Annotated in this window: 22 protein-coding genes; 8 read left to right on the top strand and 14 right to left on the bottom strand. The window is 71.2% G+C overall.

The features are described from left to right. The 3 genes from AR3_RS14030 to AR3_RS14040 form a co-directional block, all read right to left on the bottom strand. Positions 1 to 762, bottom strand: a complete 762-nt coding sequence (locus AR3_RS14030) for an SDR family oxidoreductase (RefSeq protein ID WP_067914198.1) — start codon at positions 760 to 762, stop codon at positions 1 to 3. Between the two features lie 446 nt (positions 763 to 1208). Continuing rightward, complete coding sequence (locus AR3_RS14035; protein WP_067914201.1) at positions 1209 to 2393, bottom strand: HEAT repeat domain-containing protein; 1185 nt, start codon at positions 2391 to 2393, stop codon at positions 1209 to 1211. A 256-nt stretch (positions 2394 to 2649) separates the two neighbouring features. Further along, positions 2650 to 3408, bottom strand: coding sequence for a TetR/AcrR family transcriptional regulator (locus AR3_RS14040; RefSeq protein ID WP_067914205.1), 759 nt, complete (start codon positions 3406 to 3408; stop codon positions 2650 to 2652). 192 nt (positions 3409 to 3600) lie between these two features. Here AR3_RS14040 and AR3_RS14045 point away from each other — a divergent pair, with 192 nt between their 5' ends. Both AR3_RS14045 and AR3_RS14050 read left to right on the top strand, forming a co-directional pair. Beyond that, positions 3601 to 4353: a siderophore-interacting protein gene (locus AR3_RS14045; protein WP_067914207.1), complete on the top strand. Its 753-nt coding sequence runs from the start codon at positions 3601 to 3603 to the stop codon at positions 4351 to 4353. 34 nt (positions 4354 to 4387) lie between these two features. Continuing rightward, positions 4388 to 4930: an FAD-dependent monooxygenase gene (locus tag AR3_RS14050; protein WP_067914209.1), complete on the top strand. Its 543-nt coding sequence runs from the start codon at positions 4388 to 4390 to the stop codon at positions 4928 to 4930. 219 nt (positions 4931 to 5149) lie between these two features. On the opposite strand, the gene AR3_RS14055 is transcribed toward AR3_RS14050, so the two are convergent. From AR3_RS14055 to AR3_RS14065, 3 genes are all read right to left on the bottom strand, one after another. Beyond that, a complete protein-coding gene (locus tag AR3_RS14055; protein ID WP_067914212.1) occupies positions 5150 to 5635 on the bottom strand; it encodes a GNAT family N-acetyltransferase in 486 nt (161 codons plus the stop codon). A gap of 341 nt (positions 5636 to 5976) precedes the next feature. Then, positions 5977 to 6195, bottom strand: coding sequence for a hypothetical protein (locus tag AR3_RS14060; RefSeq protein ID WP_067914215.1), 219 nt, complete (start codon positions 6193 to 6195; stop codon positions 5977 to 5979). Between the two features lie 311 nt (positions 6196 to 6506). Beyond that, positions 6507 to 6908, bottom strand: a complete 402-nt coding sequence (locus tag AR3_RS14065) for a winged helix-turn-helix transcriptional regulator (RefSeq protein WP_067914218.1) — start codon at positions 6906 to 6908, stop codon at positions 6507 to 6509. A 140-nt stretch (positions 6909 to 7048) separates the two neighbouring features. On the opposite strand from AR3_RS14065, the gene AR3_RS14070 reads away from it, so the two are divergent. Further along, positions 7049 to 7624 (top strand): YceI family protein, encoded by a 576-nt coding sequence (locus AR3_RS14070; protein ID WP_067914221.1) that lies wholly within the window; start codon positions 7049 to 7051, stop codon positions 7622 to 7624. On the opposite strand, the gene AR3_RS14075 is transcribed toward AR3_RS14070, so the two are convergent. From AR3_RS14075 to AR3_RS31735, 3 genes are all read right to left on the bottom strand, one after another. Next, the gene (locus AR3_RS14075) at positions 7611 to 8351 is read right to left on the bottom strand and encodes an HAD family hydrolase (protein ID WP_067914224.1); all 741 of its coding nucleotides are present in this window, start codon (positions 8349 to 8351) and stop codon (positions 7611 to 7613) included. The two genes, AR3_RS14070 and AR3_RS14075, sit on opposite strands and share 14 nt — an antisense overlap. A 205-nt stretch (positions 8352 to 8556) precedes the next feature. Continuing rightward, the gene (locus AR3_RS14080) at positions 8557 to 10401 is read right to left on the bottom strand and encodes a glycoside hydrolase family 18 chitinase (protein ID WP_067914226.1); all 1845 of its coding nucleotides are present in this window, start codon (positions 10399 to 10401) and stop codon (positions 8557 to 8559) included. Positions 10402 to 10815: 414 nt separating this feature from the next. After that, the gene (locus tag AR3_RS31735) at positions 10816 to 10986 is read right to left on the bottom strand and encodes a hypothetical protein (protein WP_217998534.1); all 171 of its coding nucleotides are present in this window, start codon (positions 10984 to 10986) and stop codon (positions 10816 to 10818) included. A gap of 264 nt (positions 10987 to 11250) precedes the next feature. Here AR3_RS31735 and AR3_RS14085 point away from each other — a divergent pair, with 264 nt between their 5' ends. Next, on the top strand, positions 11251 to 13626 hold the full coding sequence (locus AR3_RS14085) for a Tex family protein (RefSeq protein WP_067914264.1): 2376 nt from the start codon (positions 11251 to 11253) through the stop codon (positions 13624 to 13626). Between the two features lie 47 nt (positions 13627 to 13673). Here the strand turns inward: AR3_RS14085 and AR3_RS14090 are convergent, their stop codons facing one another. Beyond that, a complete protein-coding gene (locus AR3_RS14090) occupies positions 13674 to 14801 on the bottom strand; it encodes a DMT family transporter (protein ID WP_146150300.1) in 1128 nt (375 codons plus the stop codon). Between the two features lie 298 nt (positions 14802 to 15099). Here AR3_RS14090 and tig point away from each other — a divergent pair, with 298 nt between their 5' ends. Beyond that, positions 15100 to 16548 carry a trigger factor gene (gene tig, locus AR3_RS14095; protein ID WP_067914231.1) on the top strand — a complete coding sequence of 483 codons (1449 nt, stop codon included), beginning with the start codon at positions 15100 to 15102 and terminating at the stop codon, positions 16546 to 16548. A gap of 246 nt (positions 16549 to 16794) precedes the next feature. Here the strand turns inward: tig and AR3_RS30560 are convergent, their stop codons facing one another. After that, positions 16795 to 16974 (bottom strand): hypothetical protein, encoded by a 180-nt coding sequence (locus AR3_RS30560; protein WP_146150301.1) that lies wholly within the window; start codon positions 16972 to 16974, stop codon positions 16795 to 16797. 1335 nt (positions 16975 to 18309) lie between these two features. Between AR3_RS30560 and AR3_RS14100 the strand changes: the two genes are divergently transcribed. The 3 genes from AR3_RS14100 (at position 18310) to clpX (ending at position 21102) form a co-directional block, all read left to right on the top strand. Next, positions 18310 to 18939: a ClpP family protease gene (locus AR3_RS14100; RefSeq protein WP_067914267.1), complete on the top strand. Its 630-nt coding sequence runs from the start codon at positions 18310 to 18312 to the stop codon at positions 18937 to 18939. 86 nt (positions 18940 to 19025) lie between these two features. Next, positions 19026 to 19652 carry an ATP-dependent Clp protease proteolytic subunit gene (locus tag AR3_RS14105; protein ID WP_067914270.1) on the top strand — a complete coding sequence of 209 codons (627 nt, stop codon included), beginning with the start codon at positions 19026 to 19028 and terminating at the stop codon, positions 19650 to 19652. 175 nt (positions 19653 to 19827) lie between these two features. After that, positions 19828 to 21102, top strand: a complete 1275-nt coding sequence (clpX, locus tag AR3_RS14110; RefSeq protein WP_067914234.1) for an ATP-dependent Clp protease ATP-binding subunit ClpX — start codon at positions 19828 to 19830, stop codon at positions 21100 to 21102. Positions 21103 to 21768: 666 nt separating this feature from the next. Here clpX and AR3_RS14115 read toward each other — a convergent pair. From AR3_RS14115 to AR3_RS14125, 3 genes are all read right to left on the bottom strand, one after another. Then, positions 21769 to 22455 carry a response regulator transcription factor gene (locus AR3_RS14115; protein ID WP_067914237.1) on the bottom strand — a complete coding sequence of 229 codons (687 nt, stop codon included), beginning with the start codon at positions 22453 to 22455 and terminating at the stop codon, positions 21769 to 21771. A gap of 19 nt (positions 22456 to 22474) precedes the next feature. Beyond that, positions 22475 to 23269, bottom strand: coding sequence for a sensor histidine kinase (locus tag AR3_RS14120; RefSeq protein ID WP_083951487.1), 795 nt, complete (start codon positions 23267 to 23269; stop codon positions 22475 to 22477). Positions 23270 to 23401: 132 nt separating this feature from the next. Further along, entirely contained in the window at positions 23402 to 24142 is a 741-nt protein-coding gene (locus AR3_RS14125; RefSeq protein WP_146150302.1) for a hypothetical protein, read from the bottom strand. Positions 24143 to 24194 lie beyond the last annotated feature (52 nt).

Consider the following 24194-nt stretch of genomic DNA (forward strand, 5'->3'; position numbering starts at 1 on the left):
TCAGTTCCGGGTGCGGCCGGGCAGCGTGGCGAGGGCCTGCGAACGCTGCGCCACGAGCTCAGCATAGGTGCCGTCGCGCTCGGCCCATCGATGCATGAGCACGCCCCGCACGAGGATCTCGTGAGGCGTGGGGTCCTGCGCGAGCAGTTCCATGACCTCCGCCCCGTAGGCGTCCAGGGAGAGCGCACGCGGGTTGCCGCTGCCCATGCCCGTTGCGACCGCCGGCGGCACCAGTTCGGCGACCTCGACGCCGGTGCCCGCGAGCTGCGCGCGCAGGGCCTCGCTGTAGGCGTGCACCGCCGCCTTCGACGCGCCGTACGTCGGCATCGGCGGGAACGGGAGGAACGCGATCCCGGAGCTGACCGTGACGATCGTCCCGGCGCCGCGGGCGAGCAGATGCGGAGTGAAGGCGTCGATGACGCGGATGGTGCCGAGCAGATTGACCTCGACGATCGCCTGAGCGGTGGCGAAATGCGCCGGATCCCACAGATCCTCCGGCACCCCGATCCCCGCCATCGTCACGACGGTGTCGAGATCGGGATGCGCCTCCAGCACGTCGTCGCGGGCGCGAGCCACCGAATCGGCGTCCGTGACGTCGATCTCGACCGTGCCGAGCCCTTCTGCGGTGAGCTTCGCCAGTACCTCGGTGTCACGGCCGCCGACGACCACGGTGCTGCCTGCCTCCCGGAAGCGACGCGCCAGCTCAAGGCCGATTCCCGATGTTCCACCGACCATGAACACGGAACGTGAAGTGATGTCCATGCCTCCGACGCTAAGACTGCTGCTCGCCGCCATGGGAGGCCCTCTCAGGACCCCGGCGCGCGCCTCCCTCCCCTGAGCCGCCCTTGGTCACCTCTCGCTGCTTGCCGAGGGCGGTCGGAGCACTGACGTCACCGCTGACACAGACGGCGGCGCGCCCCCAGCGCATCGGCAGGTGCACGTGGTCGGCTTCGGCGTTGTCCCGCCTGCGTCGGGCCCGCACGCAAACTCCATCCGCGTGCTGCTGGTGTGGGGAAGCTCTGCCCCCTCCTGGAGAGGGTCGCAGCTTTGCGGCGTGTGGAAGGGAGGGCTAGGCGCACGAGGTGAGGGCGCGCCAGCCCTGGTCGGGCAGGTCGAAGGAGCGGATCAAGGCTTCGCGAGGGTTCTCGTGAGCGCGGGCGGCGCGGGGCTTCAAGGCGAAGTGGGCCAGGGCGGTGCACGCGGGGTCGTCAGGCGTCTTCGTGGCGGGGAGCGTCGCGGCCGTAGGGAGTCAATGCACGTAGGCCCGAGCCGCGCATGGGAGTCTCCTCGGACAGCTCGGTGGGATCGATGCCGAGCGGCTCGTCCGCGCCGATGCCCTCGGTGGGGTCGATCTCGCCCCATTCGTCGTCATCGGTGACCTCGCGCTCCCATGCGATGTCGCCGTTCTCGGCGAAGGCCCACGCCGCCGTCCCGCAATAGCCGCGGCCTGCGAAACCCCAGGCGGTGCCGAACCGGGCGCTCAACCGTCGCAGTGCGTCGCGTGTCTGCGCGTACCACTGCTCGTCCCACGCCGGATAGCACCAGCCGCTGACGATGAGCGTCCAGCCGTCGAGTTCGGGGGTGATGAACGCCTCCGCCCGATCCGGATGCTCGACCGGCGGCGCCGTCCACCACGATCCGTCGGCGACGGCCAGCCCGAGATCGAAGTACATCGGGCTGGGATCGGAGAAGTCCAGGGTCCGCAGGATGCCTTCCTGATCACTCCCGGGGACGGCGAAGCAGCTGTTCTCCCAGATCGACTGCGGCCGGTCGGCGGCGGCCTTGGCCCCGAGGTAACGCCGCCACAGCATCTCGTCCTCGGGAGAGAGGGCCTCGGGGCCGCCGATGTTCATGATCGTGTTGAAGGCGGCGGAGCGGTACGCGGCCGGGCCCGACCGGCGCACCTCCCGCAGCTCGTCGAGCACTCCGGGACCGATCGCTTCCAACGCCCATGCGGCGCGCCGTCGCACGTTCTCGTCCGGGTCGCCGAGCAGTCGGATCAGGGCACCGGAGGCGGGCAGGGCGCCCTGTCTCAACCTCTGCAGGCAGAGGGCCGCACACGCCCGGACGTCAGGTGAGGGATGTTCGAGCGACTCCAGAAGACGGTCCCAGTGCTCGCCCCGGAAACCGCCGAACGTCCAGCGTGCCCGACGGGCCGGCTCTTCCGGCAGGTCGGCGGCGACGGCGTCACGGACCGCGCAGAACGCCGGATCGCCCAGCTCCCTCAGCAGCGAGCCCGCCCGAGCCCAGTCCAGCGGCGACTGCTCATCGAGCAGTTCCCTCACCAGCGCGTCGACCCCGGCGCCGCCGAGTTCCAAGAAGGCGTCCCAGGCCGGTTTCCAGGTCGCTTCGTCCGGTGCGGCCAGGTCCCTGATCAATCCGTCGAGATCCACCCGAATGATCGTATGGACGACCTGCGACGTTCCGACGTGGTCAGGTCCTTGTTGTGGAAGCGGTTGACCACGACCTCACAGGGACGGACCAGGATCGTCTGCTGGTGAGATCTCGTGCCGTCGGCCGTCTCGGCAGGGGCGATGCCGAACTCGCGGCAGAGCGCGAGACGGAGGCCCCAAGCGCGCGTGGACGACGACAGTGCCACGTTGTCGCGCCAGGCCCGCTCCCATGGTCGAAGCAGGCTGCGGCGGCGGCTCATTGCGACGGGGTGGGGGCCGGTTCAGAAGGTGCCGGCGGGTGGTAGTCGAGGCCGAGGGCGGCCGTGATGTCGCGGAGGGTCTCCTCGTAGATCGGGGCGACGTCGGAGTAGACGAAGTCGAGCTGGTTGAGGACCTCCATGCACAGCAGCCCGTACAGCCGGATCCAGCAGTTCATCGCGACGTGGAGGGCCCCGATGGGCAGATCTCGACCCAGGGAGACGGCGTAGGCGTCCAGCTGCTCCCGTACGGAGGGGGCCAGCTCCTCAGGTGCGGGGACGGGGAAGGGGGCGCTGGCCCACACTTCCTCGATCTGCCGGAGGAAGACCAGCTCGAAGTCGCGTGCCGCCTTGTTGCGGGGAGAGTCCGGGCTGTTCCGGGCGGACGCGGACGGCGGAATGGGGCTGGCGAAGATCCAGCGGAACTCCGCCGGGTGGGCGACGGCCCACTCGCGCATGGAGCGGCAGGTCGCCAGCAGCCGTTCGGCGGGCGAACCGGCGGTGTGGGCGTCGCGGGCGGCCTCCATGGTCGCGGTCAGCTCGTTCAGGAAGTCGGCGGTGACCGCCGCGACCAGGTCGTCGTGTGAGGCGAAGTAGTGGTACAGGGCCGGGCCGCTCATGCCGACCTCGCGGGCGACCGCGTTGATCGTCACGGCCGCGGGGCCCTTGGTGGCGAGCAGTCGACGCGCCGCCTCCCGGATCTCCGCGAGCGTGGCCTGGCGGAGTTTCTCGCGTCGACGGACGGGTCGTGCGGCCATGGCGATCCCTTCGTGCCGTTCGCTGGGACGTTGACAGCTTAACGCCTCTATGTTTCCTTAGAGTCTCTAAAACTTTTAGGGGGTCTAAGGAGTCAGGTGCGCGGTAGGCAGGTTTTCGAGGCCGCGACGGCCGTGTGGCGAAGCCTGTCCCCGCCGCCGTCCACCGACACCGCGAGCGGAAGGAGAGCCGACATGGCGGGGAGGATGCGCAATCCGCTGGCGGGTGCGTTCGCCAAGTACCGCTTGGAGGGCACCGTCACGGACACCGGTTCGGTCACGCCGACGATGCGGCGGATCCGCCTGGCGACCGACGAGCCGATCGGCTTCACCTACGTCCCCGGACAACACGTGCGGGTCCAGATCAACGATCCGCTGTCGGTGTCAGGGCTGCTGCGCCCGTCCGAGACCCTGCGCACGTACACCATCTGGGAACTGGCACCCGAAGAGCGGGCGATCGAGCTCTGGGTGCACCTGCACGACGGGGACGGCATCGGCCTGCGATGGGCGCGAACGGTCGCCCCGGGGGACCGGGTGACGCTTTGGTGGCCGCAAGGCGACTTGTTCATCCGCCCGGCACCGTTCCACCTGTTCGTCGGGGAAGAGACCGCCAGTGTCGCGTTCGGGCCGATGCTGCGGGCGCTGGAGCCGTCCGCCCGCGTCTACGGGGTGCTGGAGAGCGAATCGCCCGAGCACGACGTGCCGATACCCGGCCCGCACCGGCTGCGGCGCGTGCACCGTCACGGTGCACCGGCCGCATCGTCCGCGACCCTGCTGGAAGCGGTGGCCGCCCTGGAACTGCCCGGTGTCGACGGCGCCGCCTACGTGGCCGGGGAGGCCCGCACCTGCCAGATGATCCGCAACCACCTCGTCCGCGAGCGCGGCTGGAACCGGCGCTCGATCAAGGTCAAGCCGTTCTGGACCCCGGGGAAGCGCGGACTGCACTGACCGCACACACCAACCCCACCGTGGAAGGACGGACATGCACGCGCTCATCATCGGCGGAGGAATCGGCGGACTCGCCGCGGCGATCGCCCTGCACCGTCACGGCTGGCAGGTGCGCGTTCTGGAACAGGCGCCCGCGTTCACCGAGGTCGGCGCCGGATTGTCGATTCAGCCCAACGCGCTTCGCGCGCTGGCGGCGCTGGGGCTGGGCGGCCGGGTCCGCGCGCACGCCGTGGCCGATGCGCCCGTCGGGGTTCGGCGGGCCGACGGAACCTGGCTGATCCGCAACGACGTCGACCGGCTCATCCGCCGCCATGGCCCGTGGCTCGCTCTTCACCGCGCAGACCTGCTCGCCCTCCTGCACCAGGCGCTGCCACCCGACGCGCTGCGGCCCGGCGTCCAGGCGCACCAGGTGCGGCCGGACGGCACCGTCACCCACACCGACGGCACCTGCGCCGCCGACGTTGTGGTCGGCGAGGACGACGTGCAGTGGGCTCCCCGCAGTGAAGACGTCCGACTGTTCTGTCTTGAGAGGTTGGTGACGCGGCTGGCGGGTGGGAGGCCGCCGGGTGCGGTGTAGCTGCGGGAGCGGTCGGCCATGCCCCGCGCTGGGCGGCCGTGGTTCCAGCCGACCTCTCGGCAGTGTGGGGCCGAGTGTTGGACGTCCGGTGCGCGTGGGCGTTCCAAGCGCCTCACTCATGGACGCTTGAACGGCACCCTGCGCGTTGGAGGGGCAGCGGATTCGCGACGTCTTCGACGGTGCGGACCGGATCAGCACTGGAGGGGCGAGGCCACCGTGTCACGGACACCAGTGCATCGAAGGATGGGGGTGGTCGACGAAGCCGAGCTCGCGGTAGAGCGGGGCGCCGTCGGGAGAGGCGTGCAGGTTCACGCGGGTGACGTCGCGCTGCCGGAACCACTCGAGCAGGCCGTTCATGATCGCTCGGCCGTAGCCGCGTCGCCGGTACGCCGGATCGGTGACCATGCCCATCACGTGTCCGACACGTCCGTTGTGCGCCTGTGGGCTGGGGAGCCACTGTTGGACGATGCCGATGCCGCAGGCCGCCAGGCCGTCATCGCCGTCCACGACCAGGATCCGCGTGTCGTCCTCGGCGAGCTTCTGCTTCAGGACGCCGGTGAGCGCGTCGCGCCACTCGGCGCCCGTCGACGGTCGATCGAGGAAGGCGCCGCCGAGGGTTTCGAACAGCAGTGCCCGCAGGCGCACCAGTTCCGCGATGTCGTCCTCGACGGCCTGCCGTACATCGGTGTGGCGATCGGTGCTCATGCCGACCAACCTAGGTAAGGGACAAGTATGCATCAACCCTTACACATCGACGCGTCAACGAGTATGGGCGTGCCGGCGGCTCGTCGGAAGGTCGGCAGAGTCTGCTTCTCGAGCGAGGCCGACCGCGAGGGCCGGCCTCTGCGCCGCCCCGGCGGCCGACGGCCGTTCGGTGGCGTGTTGTCCGCTTGGTCTCGGTTCGAGCCCGGCTCTGACGGGACGTCATGATCGAATGCGTCACGACCTTCCAGGCACGTCCCGCACGAGACGGCCGCGTTGCTGCTCCCAGCAATGCGCTGCCGAGACGAGGGTCGTCTGCCCCCCGGCCTGCGAGATGGTCGGCGTCAGGAGGCGCGGCGGGGGACCGCGGAGTAGTCCTGGCCGTCCAGTTTGGCGATGTCGTCGGCGGTGACGTGGGCGGTCCGGCCCCTCCACGACTCGCCCTCCATCTCGATCCAGGCGATGCGGGCGCCCCAGGCGCCGTCGGGGAGCCGCTCCCAGGCCAGCAGGTACGCCGGACCCGCCGCGGTGGCCGAGTGGACCAGCGGTGGAACGTGTGCCATGCGACCGTTCTAACCGGTTCGTCTGACAACCGGGAGAATGCCGCGCCGCGCGGCGCACGGGTCGCGAACGTCGCGATGCTCGTCGGTGATGGGCGCGCCGCAACTGCAGCCCCGGCGGAGCCGCTCGCCGTCGCGGTGGTCGCCTGGCAGCTGAGCGTCGACGCGCTGCCTGCCACGTTCGTCAAGGCCCGCGCCAGACGGCATACGGTCGCCGGCCGTGTGTCGTCGCCGACATGGCCGCGGGCGGCCGCGCTGACCCTGGAGCCGAGATCACCGTGGACGCGATGGCCGACCCCCGCCCCCTCGCATCCTCAGCGTGCGGTCAGGGCGGCTTCTTCGCGGGCGCGGGCGTCGTAGCGGGCGCGTGCCTCGATGACCTCGTCCACATGCGTCTCCACCCAGGCGACGAGGGTGCCGACGGCGTCCAGCAGGGTGCGGCCGAGCGGGGTGAGGGCGTAGTCGACGCGGGGCGGCATCACCGGGTAGACGGTGCGGGACACCAGCCCGTCGCGTTCGAGGCCGCGCAGCGTGACGGTGAGCATCCGCTGGCTGATGCCGTCGATCTCCTTCTTCAGCTGGGTGAACCGTTTGCTCTCCGTGCCCAGATGCGCGATCACGTACAGCGACCACTTGTCGCCCACGCGGCCGAGGATCTCCCGCGCGTGGGTCGCGACCTTCCCGCCGCACTCTTTCGGGTCCGGTGCGACCTCCATGGTTCCCTCCCTGTGACCACGGCAGAAAAAAGTGCCTTCTTGTGCGCCCGCTGCGCCTTTCCGCAGGATGGCTCCAGTTCCCTTCCGTAAGTCGGATATGGATGGGAACTGGCTTACCGTCGAGAACTCAAGGAGACACGATGACGGCCGACCTTGTCGAGATCCCCGGGTACATCGCCGGGACGTGGGTCATCGATCCCGTCCACTCCAGCGTGGGCTTCTCGGTCCGGCACCTCATGGTCGCCCGGGTCCGCGGGCGCTTCACCGACTTCTCCGGCGAGATCGTCACCGCGGAGGACCCGCTGCGGTCCACGGTGACCGCCTCCATCGCGACCGCCTCGGTCGACACCGGCAACGCCGATCGCGACGCCCATCTGCGCACCGCCGACTTCCTGGAGACCGACCGGTACCCGACGATCGCCTTCCGGTCCACCGGGGTGCGGCCCGACGGGGAGGCGTTCGCGCTGGACGGCGAGCTGACCATCAAGGACGTGACCAGGCCGGTGACGCTGAGCCTGGAGCTCGGCGGCTTCGGTCCCGACTACTACCTGAAGGATCCGAGCCAGGGCGCCCGCGCCGGGTTCACCGCCACCGGCCGGATCGACCGGCTCGACTTCGGCGTCGGTGACGAGGGGACCGTCGCGAGCGGTGCGGTGGTGCTGGCCCACGCCATCGACATCACGCTGGACATCGAAGCCGTGCTCAAAACCAACTGAACAGATCGGGAAGCTTGGTGAGAGTGGTGATGCGGGGGACCGGGACGGACTCGGGTCCGGCGGCCTCGCCGTCGCCCGCCCCGCCGCCGGGACATCCGATCTCGCGGGGGCGGTCCAGCCAGACGCCGTGCAGGCCCGCCGACGCGGCGCCGAGGGCGTCGACGTCCAGACGGTCGCCGACGTACACCACCGCGTGCGGCGCCAGGCCCAGCCCGGCGCAGGCGCGCCGGAAGATCGCCGGGTCGGGCTTGGCGGCTCCGGCCTCGCTGGACGCCACCACGTAGGGCAGCGCGGCGCCGAGGCCGATCCGCTGGATCTTGGCGCGCTGCTGGGCGGCGTCCCCGTTGGTGACGACGCCCAGCAGCAGGTCGCGCCGCCCCAGTTCCTCCAGGACGGGCCGGACGTCGGGGTAGGCGCGCCAGGCGTCCCGGTAACGCCGCTGGTACTCGGCCATCCAGGCGTCGGCGCGGTCGGCGTCCCAAGCGCCGAGGCCGAGTTCGGCGGCGAGCGTCGTGATCCGCAGCCGGCGCTGTTCCATGAAGTCGAGCCGGCCCGCCAGATAGCCCTCCATGGCGATCTCGGTCAGCTCCCGCCAGCGGCACGCCACCCGCTCGGGGTCGAATCCGGGGAGCGACCGCACGACCGCCTCCGACGCCGCCGCGTCGTGGTCCATCAGCGTGCCGTCGAGGTCGAACAGAACCGCCTCGACGGTGTTCGGCGCTTCCACAGGGCCGAATCTACCTGCAGGAACGGCGAGGGAACCCGACGCCTCCGACCGGTCGTGGCGCGGCGCTCCCGGTGTGCGTCCCGTGCGCACATGGAAGGGCCCCCGACGGCCGGTCGCGGAACCGTCAGGGGCCCGGCCCATCGGGTGAGCGCGGAGTGCAGCGACGCTCACCCGACGGGAGGTGCGGCGGCTGTTCCGGGAAAAGTCAGCCGAGGCCGTTGCGCATGGCGGAGATGAGCTCGCCGTTGCCGGTGTCGCCGCTCAGTTCCCAGAAGAACGAGCCCGCGAGCCCCTGGTTCTTGACGTAGTTCATCTTGCCGCCGATCGTGGCGGGCGTGTCGTAGCCCCACCACTGGTTGCCGCAGTGGGCGTACGCGGTGCCGCCCACGGTGCCGGTGGCCGGGCAGCGGTCCTTGAGCACCTTGTAGTCCTCGATGCCCTGCTCGTAGGTGCCGGGCGCCGGACCGGTGGCCGAGCCGCCCGGGGCGCTCTGGGTGACGCCCGTCCAGCCGCGGCCGTAGAACCCGATGCCCAGCAGCAGCTTGCTCGCCGGGACGCCCTTGGCCTTCAGCTTCTGGATGGCCGCGTCGGAGTTGAAGCCCTCCTGCGGGATGCCCGGGTAGGAGGTGAGCGGCGAGTGCGGGGCGGTCGGGCCGTCGGCGTCGAACGCGCCGAAGAAGTCGTACGTCATCGGCAGGTACCAGTCGACGTACTGGGCCGCGCCCCCGTAGTCGGCCGCGTCGATCTTGCCGCCGGACGAGGCGTCCGCGGTGATCGCGGCGGTGACCAGGTTGTTCGGACCGAACCGCTGCCGCAGCGCCGCCATCAGCTCGCGGAACGCGTCCGGACCGCTGTTGTCGCAGGTCGCCCCGCAGGCGTTGGGGTACTCCCAGTCGATGTCGATGCCGTCGAACACGTCCGCCCAGCGCGGGTCCTCGACCAGCCTGTAGCAGGAGTCGGCGAACGCGGCGGGGTTCCTGGCGGCCTGCCCGAAGCCGCCGGACCAGCTCCAGCCGCCGAACGACCACAGCACCTTCAGGTGCGGGTACTTCTTCTTCAGCTTGCGCAGCTGGTTGAAGTTGCCGCGCAGGGCGCCGGAGTCCCAGGTGTCGGCCTGGCCGTCGACGCTTTCGGCCGCGCTGTAGAACCGGTCGTAGGCGGCGTAGCTGTCGCCGATCGTGCACTGGCCGTTCTGCACGTTGCCGAAGGCGTAGTTGATGTGGGTGAGCTTGGCCGCCGATCCGCTGGTGTCGATGTTCTTGACGTGGTAGTTGCGCTGGTAGACGCCCCACTCCGCGAAGTAGCCGATGATCTTGCGGTCGGACGGGCCGGGGTCGGGGTTGCCGTCGTCGGCGTCGGTGGTGACCGAGACGGCGTTGGACGCGGGGGAGGTGTTCCCGGCCGCGTCCCGGGCCCTGACGGTGAACGTGTAGGTGGTGTCGGGCGACAGCCCCGACACGGTCGCCGAGGTTCCGGTGACGGTGGCGGCCTTGGTGTCGCCCCGGTACACGTCGTACGCGGTGACGCCCACGTCGTCGGTGGCGGCGTTCCACGCCAGCGTCACGCTCGTGGCGGTCTTGCCGGTCGAGCGCAGGTTGCCCGGCGCGCTGGGCGCCTGGGTGTCGCCCCCGGGCTGCCCGCTGCCGTCGCACGCGGCGCCGTTGATCGTGCAGCCGGAGATCCAGCCGGAGCCGGTCCCGTTGAAGCCGAACGAGGCGGTGCCGCCGGCCTGGATGGTGGCGTTCCAGCCCGCGTCGGTGAACGTGTAGTGGTCGCCCGAGACGCTCTTCTTGGCGTCCCAGGTGGCTCCGATGGAGGTGCCCGACGGCAGGTCGAACTCCAGCCTCCAGCCGGAGATCGCCGTGCCCGTCCCGTTCGTGATCGTGCACTTGCCCTCGAACCCGGTGCCCCAGTCCGAGGTCTTGGTACAGGTCGCGGTGACCGCGGCCGCGGCGGTCGCGGCGGCGGGAGCGACGACCGCCGATCCGGCCGCCGCGATCGTCAGTGCGCCGGCGAGCGCGAGCGCCCGCCGTCCACCCGATCTGGACATGGTTCTCCGTTCAGCTCGTCCCCTGAAACCGGTCGGAACCCCCGATCGGCCGAGGAGCGCGGGCCGTGCCGCCATGTCCCGGGGTGCGCGAGGCGCGCGAGATGTCGAGGAGTGCGGGTGTCATGTGCGGGATTCGTGTGCGGGTGTCGTGAGTGCGGGGTCATAGCGGGAGGCCACGGCGCGTCCGTTCGGCCCTCTCTTAGGAAAGTTTCCTAAGAATTAGCTGGATGGTAGCTCCGGCCGGGCGGGCCATCAAGAGCTTGCGACCGCCGAGTTCGCGCCCGTCGGGTGGTCTGCGCGGCAGCCTGGGGACGTATGTTCGGCGCCCGCGGCGGCTCGTCGAGCGGCCCGTCGCGCGCGGCGCGTCCAGCCCCCGGCCGGCGCGCGATGGTACGCAGCGACGCCGGGTTCGGTTCAGACGTTTCCGAACCAGCCGGGGGCGTCGAGACGGAAGAAGCCGGCCGGCGTCATGCCGCGCAGGTCCTCCTCGAGCGCCGCCAGGCGGTCGGCGCCGAGCTCGCGCGGGGCCAGGGTCTGCAACCCGGACGGCGTCGGCACAGGGTGCGCGATGGCCCCCAAGGGCACCGATCGACTCGTCCCTCCCTGGGCCGCCTGACCGCCGCGCCCTGCCCGCGTGACCGTGACCGGTGCACCGGTGCGCCTGTGACGGGGGCCATCCGCGTGCGGGACGGGATCTGTGCGTGTGGCGCGACAAGCGGCGCGATTCCCTGGACAATGCATCGCGAACCCAGCGGAGAAAGCGAATCCAAGAACGTGACAGCGTCCACTACGTCAACAGCCAGTCCTGCCCAGGCGGCCGACGGCCGCGCCGTCCCCGGCGCCAGGCCGATCGCCCAGCGCATCGCCGAGGAGCTCGGCGTGCGCGAAGGGCAGGTGCGCGTCGCCGTCGAGCTGCTCGACGGCGGCGCCACCGTGCCGTTCATCGCCCGCTACCGCAAGGAGGCCACCGGCGGCCTCGACGACGGGCAGCTGCGCGCCCTGGAGGAGCGCCTGCGCTACCTGCGGGAGCTGGACGAGCGGCGCGCCGCGATCCTGGAGTCGATCGAGTCGCAGGGCAAGCTCACCGACGAGCTGCGCGCGCAGATCATGGCCGCCGAGTCCAAGGCCCGGCTGGAGGACATCTACCTGCCCTACAAGCCCAAGCGCCGCACCAAGGCGCAGATCGCCCGCGAGGCGGGCCTCGAGCCGCTGGCCGACCTGCTGCTGAACGACCCCGCGAACGACCCGCGGGAGGCGGCCGCGGCCTACGTCGACCCGGACAAGGGGGTGGCCGACGCCGCCGCCGCGCTGGAGGGCGCCCGCGCGATCCTCGTCGAGCGGTTCGCCGAGGACGCCGACCTGATCGGCGCGCTGCGCGAGCGCATGTGGGAGCGCGGGCGCCTGGTGTCGAAGGTGCGCGAGGGCAAGGAGGAGGCCGGCGCCAAGTTCGCCGACTACTTCGACTTCGCCGAGCCGCTCGACGAGCTGCCCTCGCACCGCGTCCTCGCGCTGTTCCGCGGCGAGAAGGAGGAGGTCCTCGACCTCGAGCTGGAGCCCGAGGAGACCGACGGCGAGACGGCCGAGCGCAGCTCCTACGAGGCGATGATCGCCCGGCACTTCGGCATCGCCGACCAGGGCCGCCCCGCCGACCGCTGGCTCAACGACGTGGTGCGCTGGGCCTGGCGCACCCGCATCCTCGTCCACCTGGGCATCGACCTGCGCACCCGGCTCCGGCAGGAGGCCGAGGACGAGGCGGTGCGCGTGTTCGCCGCCAACCTGCGCGACCTGCTGCTGGCCGCGCCCGCCGGCACCCGCGCCACCATGGGCCTGGACCCGGGCCTGCGCACCGGCGTCAAGGTCGCCGTCGTCGACCCCACCGGCAAGGTCGTCGCCACCGAGACGATCTACCCGCACGAGCCGCGCCGCCGGTGGGACGAGTCCATCGCGATCCTGGCCCGGCTGGCCCGCGCCCACCGGGTCGAGCTCGTCGCCATCGGCAACGGCACCGCGTCCCGGGAGACCGACAAGCTGGTCGCCGACCTGATCGCCCGCCACCCCGAGCTGAAGCTCACCAAGGTCATGGTGTCGGAGGCGGGCGCGTCGGTGTACTCGGCGTCCGCCTACGCCGCCCGCGAGCTGCCCGACCTGGACGTGTCGCTGCGCGGCGCGGTGTCGATCGCCCGCCGCCTGCAGGACCCGCTCGCCGAGCTCGTCAAGATCGACCCCAAGTCGATCGGCGTCGGGCAGTACCAGCACGACGTGTCCGAGGTGAAGCTGTCGCGCTCGCTGGACGCCGTCGTCGAGGACTGCGTGAACGCCGTCGGCGTGGACGTCAACACCGCCTCGGTCCCGCTGCTGACCCGCGTGTCGGGCATCGGCGAGACGCTGGCGGAGAACATCGTCGCCCACCGCGACGCCAACGGCCCGTTCCGCACCCGCGCCGCGCTCAAGGAGGTGCCGCGGCTCGGCCCCAAGGCGTTCGAGCAGTGCGCCGGCTTCCTGCGCATCCCCGGCGGCGACGACCCGCTCGACGCGTCCGCCGTCCACCCCGAGGCGTACCCGGTGGTGCGCCGCATCCTGGACGCCGCCGGCACCGACATCAAGGGGCTCATCGGCAACACCGCCGTCCTGCGGTCGCTGCGGCCCGAGGACTTCGTCGACGACACCTTCGGCCTGCCGACCGTCACCGACATCCTCGCCGAGCTGGAGAAGCCCGGCCGCGACCCGCGCCCGGCGTTCAAGACGGCCGAGTTCAAGGAGGGCGTCGACACGCTCGAGGACCTCAAGCCCGGCATGATCCTGGAGGGCGTGGTCACGAACGTGGCGGCGTTCGGCGCGTTCGTCGACGTCGGCGTGCACCAGGACGGCCTGGTGCACATCTCCGCCATGTCCGACAAGTACGTGGAGGACCCGCGGGACGTCGTCAAGCCCGGCGACATCGTCCGCGTGAAGGTGCTGGACGTCGACCTGCAGCGCAAGCGCATCTCGCTGACCCTGCGCCTGGACGACGAGGTCCCGCCCTCCGGCGGCGCCGGGAACGGCGCGGGCGCCAGGCGCGGAGGCCAGGGCGACCGCCAGCGCCGCCAGGGCCGGGGCGGCGGACGCGGCGACGGCCGCCGAGGCGGCGGCCCGGTGTACAACAGCGCGATGGCCGAGGCGCTGCGCCGCGCCGGACTCGACAAGGGCCTGCCCGGCATGAGCGGCTCAGGCAAGGGCCGCCGCTGACCTGTGCAGAGCGCGCCCCGGCCCTCCCGCGGTGCCGGGGCGACGCCCTAGAACCGCGTGTCGCCGCCGCCCGGGTCGGCGTCGCCGTCCTGGGAGGCGGCGGCCGCGGGATCGGCTGACGGAGTCGGACCCTGGTCGGACCGCGGACCGCGCCCGAGCGGATCGATTCCGTACGAGATGCGCGCAGGCGCCGCGTCCGGCGGCTGCTGCAGGTACGGCGCGGCCAGATGGGCCTGCCCGAGCGGATCGCGCGACAGCGGCGCCTCGCCGAACGGGTCGCGGGCGGGCTGCGTCTCGTCCGGCTCGCCGACGGGTTCGGCGATCGGGCGGTGCCGGGGGAACTGCGCCACGGCGATCACCGCCAGCGCCAACGCCCCCAGCCGCAGCGCGGAGCGGACCGTGTCCTGCGGCCACGGCTCCCCGTACAGCAGCGTGCCCATGAGCAGCAGGTGCGACTTGGCGGTCACGGTCATCACCGTCGCCACGATCGACACCCGGCACCGCTGGAACGCCGCGACCATGATGCCGAACCCGACCGCCGCGGACAGCACCGTCAGATACGGGTACGGGGTGGTCAGCGCGTCGGGGGCGGCGCCGCCCGCGTCGCTCCACCCTTTGATCGCCAGCTCGGCGGTGCCCACCGGGAAGCCGGCCCCCAGGCCGTAGGCGATGCCCGTCACCGGACGCGCGTGCCGCCCGTCCGGGCGCACGTCCTCCAGCACCAGGATCAGCAGCGGCACCAGCAGCGCCGGAACGGCGACCGCCGCGAGCCGCCACGGCGGCAGATCGGTCGTGTCGATCGGCGCCACGTCGCGCACCGACGCCACCAGCAGCGCGATCGCCCCGCCGACCAGCAGCAGGCTCAGCCACTCCCGCCCGGTCAGCCGCTCGCCGAAGAAGACCGTCGCGATGACCAGCAGCGGCAGCAGCCCGGACATGAAGATCGGAATGGCGACGTTCAGCGCCAGCTCGCCCATGGCGATGATCTGCAGCGCCAGCCCGCCCAGCACCAGGGCCAGCCCGCACAGGAAGATCCAGTTGGTCAGGACCACCCAGAGCATGCGCGGGATCCGGTTGCCGCGCAGCCGTTCCATCCGTACGGCGGCCAACCGGAAGAGGGCGAACCCGAAATAGTAGAGCGCCGTCGCCCCAAAGGCCGCAGCTGTCCCATCCATCCCGCACGAGTATGGAGGGTCGAGTGCGCCATGTCACACCCCCCGCACTGACCGTCCTGCCGCTGGGTACGCCCACCGGTACGCGATATGTTCATGACCTCGGTGCACGCGGATCGCCGCGTCCGGCCGCCGAAAGTGGCCGTCCGATGTCCGCAGTCGCCGCCGCGACCCCATAGACTTGGCGGCGCGAAGGCGCGGAGTCCTCGTCGGCGTGCCCGCGCCTGCCTGAGACACCGGCGGCTGAGTACGCGTCGAACGCCGCGGCCGAGACAGCGCCCGATCAAGGAGACCAACCCCAGTGAAGACCGATGTCGAGGAGCTGACCCCGACCCGGGTCAAGCTCACCGTCGAGGTTCCGTTCGACGAGCTCAAGCCGAACCTCGACAAGGCGTACAAGGAGATCGCGCGTCAGGTGCGGATCAAGGGCTTCCGGCCCGGCAAGGTCCCCGCCCCGCTGATCGACAAGTACGTCGGCCGGGGCGCGGTCCTGCAGGAGGCGGTCAACGACGCGCTTCCGCAGCTGTACGGCCGCGCCGTCGAGCAGTCGGAGATCTACGTGCTCGGCCAGCCCGACGTCGAGGTGACCCGGCTCGACGACGGCGAGCAGTTCGCGTTCACCGCCGAGGTGGACATCCGGCCCAAGTTCGAGGTCCCCGACTACGACGGCCTGGAGGTCGTCGTCGACGACGCGGTCGTCACCGACGAGAAGGTCGAGGAGACCATCGGCAACCTGCGCGAGCGGTTCGCCTCCCTCACCACCGTCGACCGCGCCGTCCAGGAGGGCGACTTCGCCGTCATCGACCTGGCGGCCGAGATCGACGGCGAGGCCGTCGAGGACGCCTCCGCCGCCGGCCTGTCCTACGAGGTCGGCAGCAACGCGTCGGTGGAGGGCCTGGACGACGCCCTGACCGGCCTGAAGGCGGGCGAGAGCACCACCTTCACCGCCCCGCTCAAGGGCGGCGAGCGGGCCGGCGAGGAGGCCCAGATCACCGCCACCGTGCAGAGCGTCAAGGTCAAGAACCTGCCCGAGCTCGACGACGAGTTCGCCCAGCTGGCCAGCGAGTTCGACACGCTGGAGGAGCTGCGCGCGGACGTGCGCACCCGCCTCGAGCGGCAGATGCGCATGCAGCAGCTCGCCCAGGCCCGCGACCGCGCCCTCGAGGCCCTGCTCGAGCAGATCGACATCCCGCTGCCGGAGCGGGTGGTCGAGGAGGAGATCAAGCGCCGCAACCAGCAGCTCGAGCAGCAGCTGCAGATGGCGGGCATGACCAAGGCCGACTACCTCAAGAACGAGGACAAGTCCGAGGAGGACTTCGACGCCGAGGTCGCCGAGGCGGCCCGCCAGGCGGTCAAGGGCGGGTTCGTGCTCGACCAGCTCGCCGTCCAGGAGGAGCTCAGCGTCCAGAACGAGGAGCTCAGCGAGTACGTCGTCGCGCAGGCCATGCAGATGAACGTGCCGCCGCAGCAGCTGGCCCAGTACCTCACCGAGAACAACCAGCTGCCGGCGGTGGTCAACGAGGTGCTGCGCAACAAGGCCCTCAACCTGGTCGTCGAGCACATCACGATCAAGGACGAGTCCGGCAACGAGCTCGACGTCGAGGCGATCCAGCGCGAGCTGAGCGGCGAGCCGCCTCGGGCCGAGTCCGAGGAGGCCGACGAGTCCGCGGAGACCGCCGAGACGGAGACGTCCGCGGAGACCTCCTCCTCCGAGAGCGCCGAGGCCGACCAGGGCGACAAGAAGGACTGACTCCTGACGACGCCGGTGCGGCCGCCCGCCTGACCGGCGCGCCCTCCGGGGCGACGCCGGCAGGCGGCGCGCGCCGCCCGGCCCGTCGGACTGCTGGGCCCGGCGGCCCAGCGTCGCCTGACGTCCGCAAGGACGGCACGTTTCAACACGCCGCCGCGTCCGTCGTCGCCGGGCAGGCCATCGTGCGCAAGCGCGGGGCGGCGCGCGTGCCCGGCGACGCGCAGTCCTCGAGCCGAACAGCGGCCTTCAAACCGCCCTGCCCTCGCGAGCGACCACGACGCGCGTCGCATCGCTCCCAGCCGCCAAGGCGTGGCCAGGGCTGTCCGTGGACAGCCGCGCCTCGATCTCCACGTGGAAGATCCGCTTGGACGCGTACCGCCGCGCCTCGTTCAGCATGCCCGTCCGCTCGACGCCTCGGGCTCGCACACGTCCTTGACCCAGCCCGCGCTGCACGGGAGACGCCTACCCAGCAGGAGCCGCGTGGCGCCCCTGGAGGCGTGCGACTGGGCCGCCGGCGCCCCCATCCGCCGCTATAGCACCATTGCCCCAGCGGCCTGGTTCGACGTCAAGAACTCGGCCGCAACCCCCGGACGGCGGCGGGCACGGGTTGTCGGGCGTGCCAGGGTCGTGCCAACCAACGCCGCGACGGCGACTGCGACCTCCAACCTGCACACCGCGCTGGACGACCCGTCTGGCCTACATCGAGATCCTGGCCGACGAGACCGCGGCCACCTGTGCCGCGTTCCTGATCCGTACCGCGGCCTGGTTCGCCGCCCGCCCAGCCAGCCGAGTCACCCACCTGTCCGAACAACACACCCAGTCCAGGCCGTCCAGCGTGCGTGAATCCATCGACCCGACAACGCCGCCGGGCGGCAGAGGATCATGAGAGCGGCCTGTAATCGTCGGCGTCGCCAATCGCCTCCTCGAAGGCCTGGGCATCCAGCACATCGCCAGCGCCGATCACCTCTCCCGCCACACCGGCTCGTCCCCCGCCCGCACCGTGTACCTCGCCAAGCTGACGGCGCGTCTCCCGGCGTCCAGATCGCTACCTAACTTGCAGGCGGGAAGGAACGCACCGCCAGCAGCAGAGAGCCGGTGTGGGCGGATGCCGCGACCTCAGAGGAGTCTCTCGGCGCCCCGGCGTTCTTACGCAGGTCGAACGGGGCGTCCCTCGTCGGGCGTCGTGCAACGCTTCTGCCTCAGCAGAGCGTCGCGCGCGGGCCGTTACCGCGCATAGCGCCAGGGGCGCCCGGCATGGGGCGGACGTAGCTCTCAGCTCATACTTGTCACGCGATCCCCAATGGCCTTGATTTGGCGCCGCATCATCTTCCTCATCTTGCTTCTGTGACCCGCCCATAACGGTCAAGCGCTCGCCTGACCATGTCGTTACCTACAGGAGTTGGTCAGGTGCGGACCGTTCGAGACCAATGGGCGGGCGACTGTATGACTGGGAGCTGCGGTCGCAGACGCGTGGCCGTAGACGCCGTTGGAGGCGTGCAGGGCGGCGGAAGGGCAGGGTTCGGGCGTCACCGTGGCTTGCGGAGCCGCAGAGGGGGAACGGGAGGGGAGCGCTGAGCGCCCCTAACGTGCGCGAAGATCCCCGTGTGCGGAAGGCAGGAGGGCGAGGCGTCCCGGCGGCTCCGGGCGTCGCGGGTACGCCCCCAGCGAAAAGGCAGCCCTCCCGGCGTGAACGGTCGCCCCAGCGCGTTAATGTCCAATCATCCGAACCGATAAAAGGACCGGAGGAACACACCGGTGAGCATGCCTCCGACGAACGACCAGTGGCCGATCCACTCGAGGGTCGCCGAGACGCCCCTCCTGCCGCTCAGCGAGCAGCTGTTCCAGCGCCTCCTGCGTGAGCGCATCGTCGTCCTGGGCCAGCAGGTCGACGACGACATCGCCAACCGCATCTGCGCCGAGCTTCTGCTGCTGTCGGCCGAGGACGGGCAGCGCGACATCACCCTCTACATCAACTCGCCCGGCGGATCGGTCACCGCCGGCATGGCGATCTACGACGTCATGCAGTACGTGCCGAACGACATCGTGACCGTCGCCATGGGCCTGGCCGCGTCGATGGGGCAGTTCCTGCTGTGCGCGGGCACCCGCGGCAAGCGCTACGCCCTGCCGCACGCGCGGATCATGATGCACCAGCCGTCCGGCGGCATCGGCGGCACCGCCTCCGACATCAAGATCCAGGCGGAGCAGATGCTCTACGTCAAGAAGACGCTGGCGGAGCGGATCGCCGCGCACACCGGTCAGACGGTCGAGCAGATCGAGAAGGACTCCGACCGGGACCGCTGGTTCACCGCCGAGGAGGCCCGCGACTACGGCTTCGTCGACCACGTGGTGCTCAGCGCCAACCAGGTGCCCTCCGAGGGCCCCGTCTCCTGATCACCCGCACGAAAGCGGAGGCACTTCCAGTGAGCGAGCTCATCCGGCCCGGCGCGTACGACTTGATCCAGGGCGGGCGCGCGCCGATGCCCGTGGACAACCGGTACATCGTCCCCTCCTTCGTCGAGCGCACCACGTACGGGGTCAAGGAGATGAACCCGTACAACAAGCTCTTCGAGGAGCGGATCATCTTCCTCGGCGTGCAGATCGACGACGCCTCGGCCAACGACGTGATGGCCCAGCTGATCACCCTGGAGTCGATCGACCCGGACCGGGACATCAGCATCTACATCAACTCGCCCGGCGGTTCGTTCACCGCCATGACGGCGATCTACGACACGATGCAGTTCGTCAAGCCCGACATCCAGACGGTCTGCATCGGGCAGGCGGCCTCCGCCGCGGCGGTGCTGCTGGCGGCCGGCACCCCGGGCAAGCGCGCGGCGCTGCCGAACTCGCGGATCTTCATCCACCAGCCGGCCACCGAGGGCACCTACGGCCAGGCCAGCGACATCGAGATCCAGGCCCGCGAGATCATGCGCATCCGCGAGCAGCTGGAGGAGATCCTGGCCCGGCACAGCGGCAAGAGCGTCGAGCAGGTGCGGCGGGACATCGAGCGCGACAAGATCCTCACCGCCAACGAGGCGAAGGAGTACGGTCTGATCGACGATGTCTTCGTCAGCAGGAAGCGCAGGGCCGAGGTAGTGTCGTCCTGAGACGGCACCTGGACCTGGGAGGCCCCCAGCCCGGTCGTCTTTCTTCCGGGCGAGGGGCTTACCAAGTCCGTTGGAGACGGTAACGTCGATTCCAACGTCGAGAGCCTTCGGGACACGCAACCGAGCTGCGCCGCATCCTCACAGGCGGGCGGCCCCACGAAAAGGAGACAGTTGGGTGGCACGCATCGGCGACGGTGGTGACCTGCTCAAGTGCTCGTTCTGCGGGAAGAGCCAGAAGCAGGTCAAGAAGCTCATCGCGGGTCCGGGCGTGTACATCTGCGACGAGTGCATCGACCTCTGCAACGAGATCATCGAGGAGGAGCTCGCCGAGTCCTCCGACCTCAAGTGGGACAGCCTGCCCAAGCCGCGGGAGATCTACGAGTTCCTGGACTCCTACGTCATCGGGCAGGAGGCCGCCAAGAAGGCGCTGTCGGTGGCCGTCTACAACCACTACAAGCGCATCCAGTCCGGCGACACCGGGCGGGACGACCAGGTCGAGCTGGCCAAGTCGAACATCCTCCTGCTGGGGCCGACCGGCTCGGGTAAGACGCTGCTCGCGCAGACGCTCGCCAAGCTCCTCAACGTGCCGTTCGCCATCGCGGACGCGACGGCGCTGACGGAGGCCGGATACGTCGGCGAGGACGTCGAGAACATCCTGCTCAAGCTGATCCAGGCGGCCGACTACGACGTCAAGAAGGCCGAGACCGGGATCATCTACATCGACGAGGTCGACAAGATCGCCCGCAAGAGCGAGAACCCGTCGATCACTCGCGACGTGTCCGGCGAGGGCGTCCAGCAGGCGCTGCTGAAGATCCTGGAGGGGACCACCGCGAGCGTCCCGCCGCAGGGCGGCCGCAAGCACCCTCACCAGGAGTTCATCCAGATCGACACCACCAACGTGCTGTTCATCTGCGGCGGCGCCTTCGCGGGGCTCGAGAAGATCATCGAGTCCCGGGTGGGGAAGCAGGGCATGGGCTTCGGCGCGGTCATCCGCTCCAAGGACGACTACGCCGAGACCAGCAATCTGCTGGCCGAGGTGATGCCCGAGGACCTGCTGAAGTTCGGGATGATCCCCGAGTTCATCGGCCGCCTCCCGATCATCACCAGCGTCCACAACCTGGACCGGCAGGCGCTGATCAACATCCTCACCGAGCCCAAGAACGCGCTGGTCAAGCAGTACCACCGGCTGTTCGAGCTGGACGGCGTGGACCTGGAGTTCACCCCCGACGCGCTGGAGGCCATCGCCGACCAGGCGATCCTGCGCGGCACCGGCGCCCGCGGCCTGCGCGCGATCATGGAGGAGGTCCTCCTCTCGGTGATGTACGAGGTGCCGAGCCGCCAGGACGTCGCCCGCGTCGTCATCACCCGCGAGGCCGTGCTGGAGCACGTCAACCCCACCCTCGTCCCGCGCGAACGCGCCAAGCGCGAACCCCGCGAGAAGTCCGCGTAGCACCCGGGCACGCGGGGCGGGGCACCCCGGCTCGGTGAGCTGACCTCGCCTCCGCCGTGCCCGTGCTGCTTCCTGAGGGCTCCAGGGAATTCCTGAGGGCTCCAGCGAAGCGGTGGTTGCGGCCGGTCACTGGCCGTTCTTCATCCTGGGACCCACGTCTTGGCGGGTTGGCGCGTGCCCAGAACCCCTGTGCGGCCACGGCTCAGTCGGCTTGACGTTCGCCCTGACGGGCCGCGCGGTGCCTGATTCCCGCCCTGCGGAGTGATCGAGGCGGGCGAGTCGCCCTCGGGCCGCCGTGCGTGCGCCAGTGCGCAAAGGCCCGCCGCTGAGGCCGCGTGAACGCGCCGGCCGATTTCGCTCGGGCCTCTTCGTCGGAGTTCCGAGAGCTCCAGCTCGATCAGATTGCTGCCGACAGCGCCCGCCGCCGAGCGATGAGGCCGACGGCGACCGCACCGGCGCGCAGGGCCGCGCCCGTTCGGCGGCCGCGATGCCGCCGCAGTCCGCTTCCCCGGCCTGTGCCCGGAAGATCTCCGGGGCGTCCGGCAGGTGGAGCGGCGGTGGGCCGTGCCGCCGCCCTGAACGGTCTTCAAAGCGTCCCCGTCAGAGGCTGCTCTGGGGATGCCGACTGGGGAGGTGGCGTCGTTGTGGGGGTGCAGCCGCGGGGGGTCAGCGGGGGGTGGTGTGGCGGTTGGGGTCGCCCAGGCCGGCCTCGCGCGCCACGACGATGGCCTGGGCGCGGTCGGCGACGTGGAGTTTCATGAAGATGTTCGACACGTGGTTGCGCACGGTCTTCTGGCTGAGGAAGAGGGTGGCGGCGATCTCGGCGTTGCTGCGGCCCTGGGCGATCAGTTCCAGGACCTCGCGTTCGCGCTCGGTGAGCTGCGGGAAGGCCGCCTGGCGGGGGTCGGGCATCTCGGTGAAGTACGCCAGCACCCGGCGGGCGATCTCCGGGCCGTAGATGGCCTCGCCCGCGGCGACGGCGCGGACGGCGCGGGCGATCTCCTCGGCGCCGGACTCCTTGAGCAGGTAGCCGCGGGCGCCGGCGCGCATGGCGGCGAACACCGAGTCGTCGTCGCGGAACATCGTGAGCACCAGCACGCCGATGCGCGGGCTGGTGCGGGTGATGGTGCGGGTGGCCTCGATGCCGTTGCCGCCGGGCATCTGCAGGTCCATCACGACCACGTCGGGCTGCAGTTCGGCGGCCAGCCGCACCGCGTCGGGGCCGTTCTCGGCCTCGGCGACCACCTCGACGCCGAGGGCCTGCAGCAGGCTCCGCAGGCCCTGCCGGTAGATCGGGTGGTCGTCGGTGATCAGCACCCGGATGGGCTCGCCGGTCCGCTCCGGCTCGGTCATCGTCGCGCTCCGCTCGCCTTCACTCGCCGGAAGGCCGATGGTAGTCGGGGACGGCCAGGGGGAGGCGGGCCGAGACGATGGTGCCCGCGCCCGGCCGCGAGGTGATGAGGCAGGTGCCGCCGACCTCGGCGGCCCACTCGCGCATCGCGGCGAGGCCGCCGCGGCGCCGCGGGCGGTGGTCGTCGGAGGCGTCCCGGGCGGCCTGGTCGGGCAGGCCGACGCCCGAGTCGGCGATCATCAGGTGCAGGGCGGCGTCCCGGTTCAGCAGCACCAGCACCGCGTCGGCGCGGGCGTGGGCGCGGACGTTCGCCAACGCCTCGCGCGCGATGCGGTAGGCGGCGACCTCCACCGCGGCGGGCAGGACCTCGGCGTCCTTGCCGAGGCCTTCCACCCGCACGTCGACGCGTTCGCAGCAGCCCGCGGCCAGCGCCTCGACCGCCCCGGCGAGGCCCAGGTCGTCCAGCGCGGGCGGACGCAGCCCGTGCGCCAGTTCCCGGATCTGGGCGACGGTCGTGGCCAGCCGGTCGCGCAGCTCCGACAGCAGCGGCGCGACGCGTTCGGGCTCTCCGTTCAGGGTGAGGCGGGCGGCGTCCAGGGAGACGGCCAGGCTGGCCAGGGTGGGGCCGAGCCCGTCGTGCAGGTCGTGCCGCAGCCGCCGCCGCTCCTCCTCGCGGGCGGCCAGGATGCGTTGGCGCGAGCGCTGCAGGTCGTGGGTGAGCCGGTGCAGGCGGGGGATGCTGGCCAGGTGCGCGGCCGCCGCACCGGCGGCGAACGCCGCGGCGAGGGCGGCGACGCGCCCCACTCCCGCCGCCATCACACCTCCTGCCGTCGTGCCCGTCGTCCCGGCGCCCGCGGACCGCGGAGGCAGAACCTCCGCGGTCAGCCTCGCGGGTGGGACGACCCGGCGTCAGGGGACCCGTGTCCCGATCCCGGCGGGATTTTCGGGTCAGCTCTCCACGTCCTTGCGCATGCGGCGCATCTGATCGGCGACGGTGCCGTAGGAGTAGCTGCGCGTGCCGCCCAGCGTCGTGGTGGTCTGCGGGGCGGGGGTGACCATCCCGAAGGTCTTCTTGGTCATCCACACGCAGCTGGCCGTCGAGTACGACAGGGAGCTGCCGGGCACGCTGGCGCGGATCGACGCGCAGACCGCCTCGCCGTCCCCGCCCGGGTCGGCCAGCGGGATCGTGATCACGGACACGCTGCCGGTGCCGACGGCGTTCATGGCGTTCCGGAAGTCGCTCTGCAGCCGGTCGGGGTCGAAGCTGCCGGTGCCGCCGATGAACAGGTACCGATCGGTGCCCGTGCCGTAGACCGCGGTCTTGATCTCGTCGACGTCCGAGCCGCCCAGCCTGCTCAGGCTCGACCGCTGGGCGCTGATCTGCGTGCCCAGCTGGCTCTCGGCGGAGTAGTTGCGGGTCAACCCGCCGGCCGTGGCCGGGGTGCTGATGGAGCTGGGACCGCCGCCGACCATGACGACGGCCACCACCACGACGGCGACCACCGCCACGGCCAGCACGGCGAGAAGCCCGATCACCAGGGGCGCGGAGGAGGACCGCCGCGGGGGCGGCGGCGCGTACGGTCCGGGCATCGGGCCGGGCGGGTAGCCGGGGGGTTGCGGGCCGGGCCCGTAGGGGATGCCTCCGCCGGGAGGGCCTCCCGGCGCGGGTGGGGGGTTCCAACCGCTCATGTCACTCCTCGAAGAGTCCGGACGGCGCGGACGTCCGCCCGCAGGGGGCTGA

The sequence above is a fragment of the Actinomadura rubrobrunea NBRC 15275 genome (assembly GCF_001552235.1).
GTDB lineage: Bacteria > Actinomycetota > Actinomycetes > Streptosporangiales > Streptosporangiaceae > Spirillospora > Spirillospora viridilutea.

Excerpts from the sequence above, each read along its gene's own strand:
- AR3_RS14030 (WP_067914198.1), bottom strand. The coding sequence starts at position 762 with ATGGACATCACTTCACGTTCCGTGTTCATGGTCGGTGGAACATCGGGA.
- AR3_RS14040 (WP_067914205.1), bottom strand. The coding sequence starts at position 3,408 with ATGGCCGCACGACCCGTCCGTCGACGCGAGAAACTCCGCCAGGCCACG.
- AR3_RS14045 (WP_067914207.1), top strand. The coding sequence starts at position 3,601 with ATGGCGGGGAGGATGCGCAATCCGCTGGCGGGTGCGTTCGCCAAGTAC.
- AR3_RS14050 (WP_067914209.1), top strand. The coding sequence starts at position 4,388 with ATGCACGCGCTCATCATCGGCGGAGGAATCGGCGGACTCGCCGCGGCG.
- AR3_RS14055 (WP_067914212.1), bottom strand. The coding sequence starts at position 5,635 with ATGAGCACCGATCGCCACACCGATGTACGGCAGGCCGTCGAGGACGAC.
- AR3_RS14060 (WP_067914215.1), bottom strand. The coding sequence starts at position 6,195 with ATGGCACACGTTCCACCGCTGGTCCACTCGGCCACCGCGGCGGGTCCG.
- AR3_RS14065 (WP_067914218.1), bottom strand. The coding sequence starts at position 6,908 with ATGGAGGTCGCACCGGACCCGAAAGAGTGCGGCGGGAAGGTCGCGACC.
- AR3_RS14070 (WP_067914221.1), top strand. The coding sequence starts at position 7,049 with ATGACGGCCGACCTTGTCGAGATCCCCGGGTACATCGCCGGGACGTGG.
- AR3_RS14080 (WP_067914226.1), bottom strand. The coding sequence starts at position 10,401 with ATGTCCAGATCGGGTGGACGGCGGGCGCTCGCGCTCGCCGGCGCACTG.
- AR3_RS14090 (WP_146150300.1), bottom strand. The coding sequence starts at position 14,801 with ATGGATGGGACAGCTGCGGCCTTTGGGGCGACGGCGCTCTACTATTTC.
- AR3_RS14100 (WP_067914267.1), top strand. The coding sequence starts at position 18,310 with ATGCCTCCGACGAACGACCAGTGGCCGATCCACTCGAGGGTCGCCGAG.
- AR3_RS14105 (WP_067914270.1), top strand. The coding sequence starts at position 19,026 with ATGCCCGTGGACAACCGGTACATCGTCCCCTCCTTCGTCGAGCGCACC.
- AR3_RS14115 (WP_067914237.1), bottom strand. The coding sequence starts at position 22,455 with ATGACCGAGCCGGAGCGGACCGGCGAGCCCATCCGGGTGCTGATCACC.
- AR3_RS14120 (WP_083951487.1), bottom strand. The coding sequence starts at position 23,269 with ATGGCGGCGGGAGTGGGGCGCGTCGCCGCCCTCGCCGCGGCGTTCGCC.
- AR3_RS14125 (WP_146150302.1), bottom strand. The coding sequence starts at position 24,142 with ATGAGCGGTTGGAACCCCCCACCCGCGCCGGGAGGCCCTCCCGGCGGA.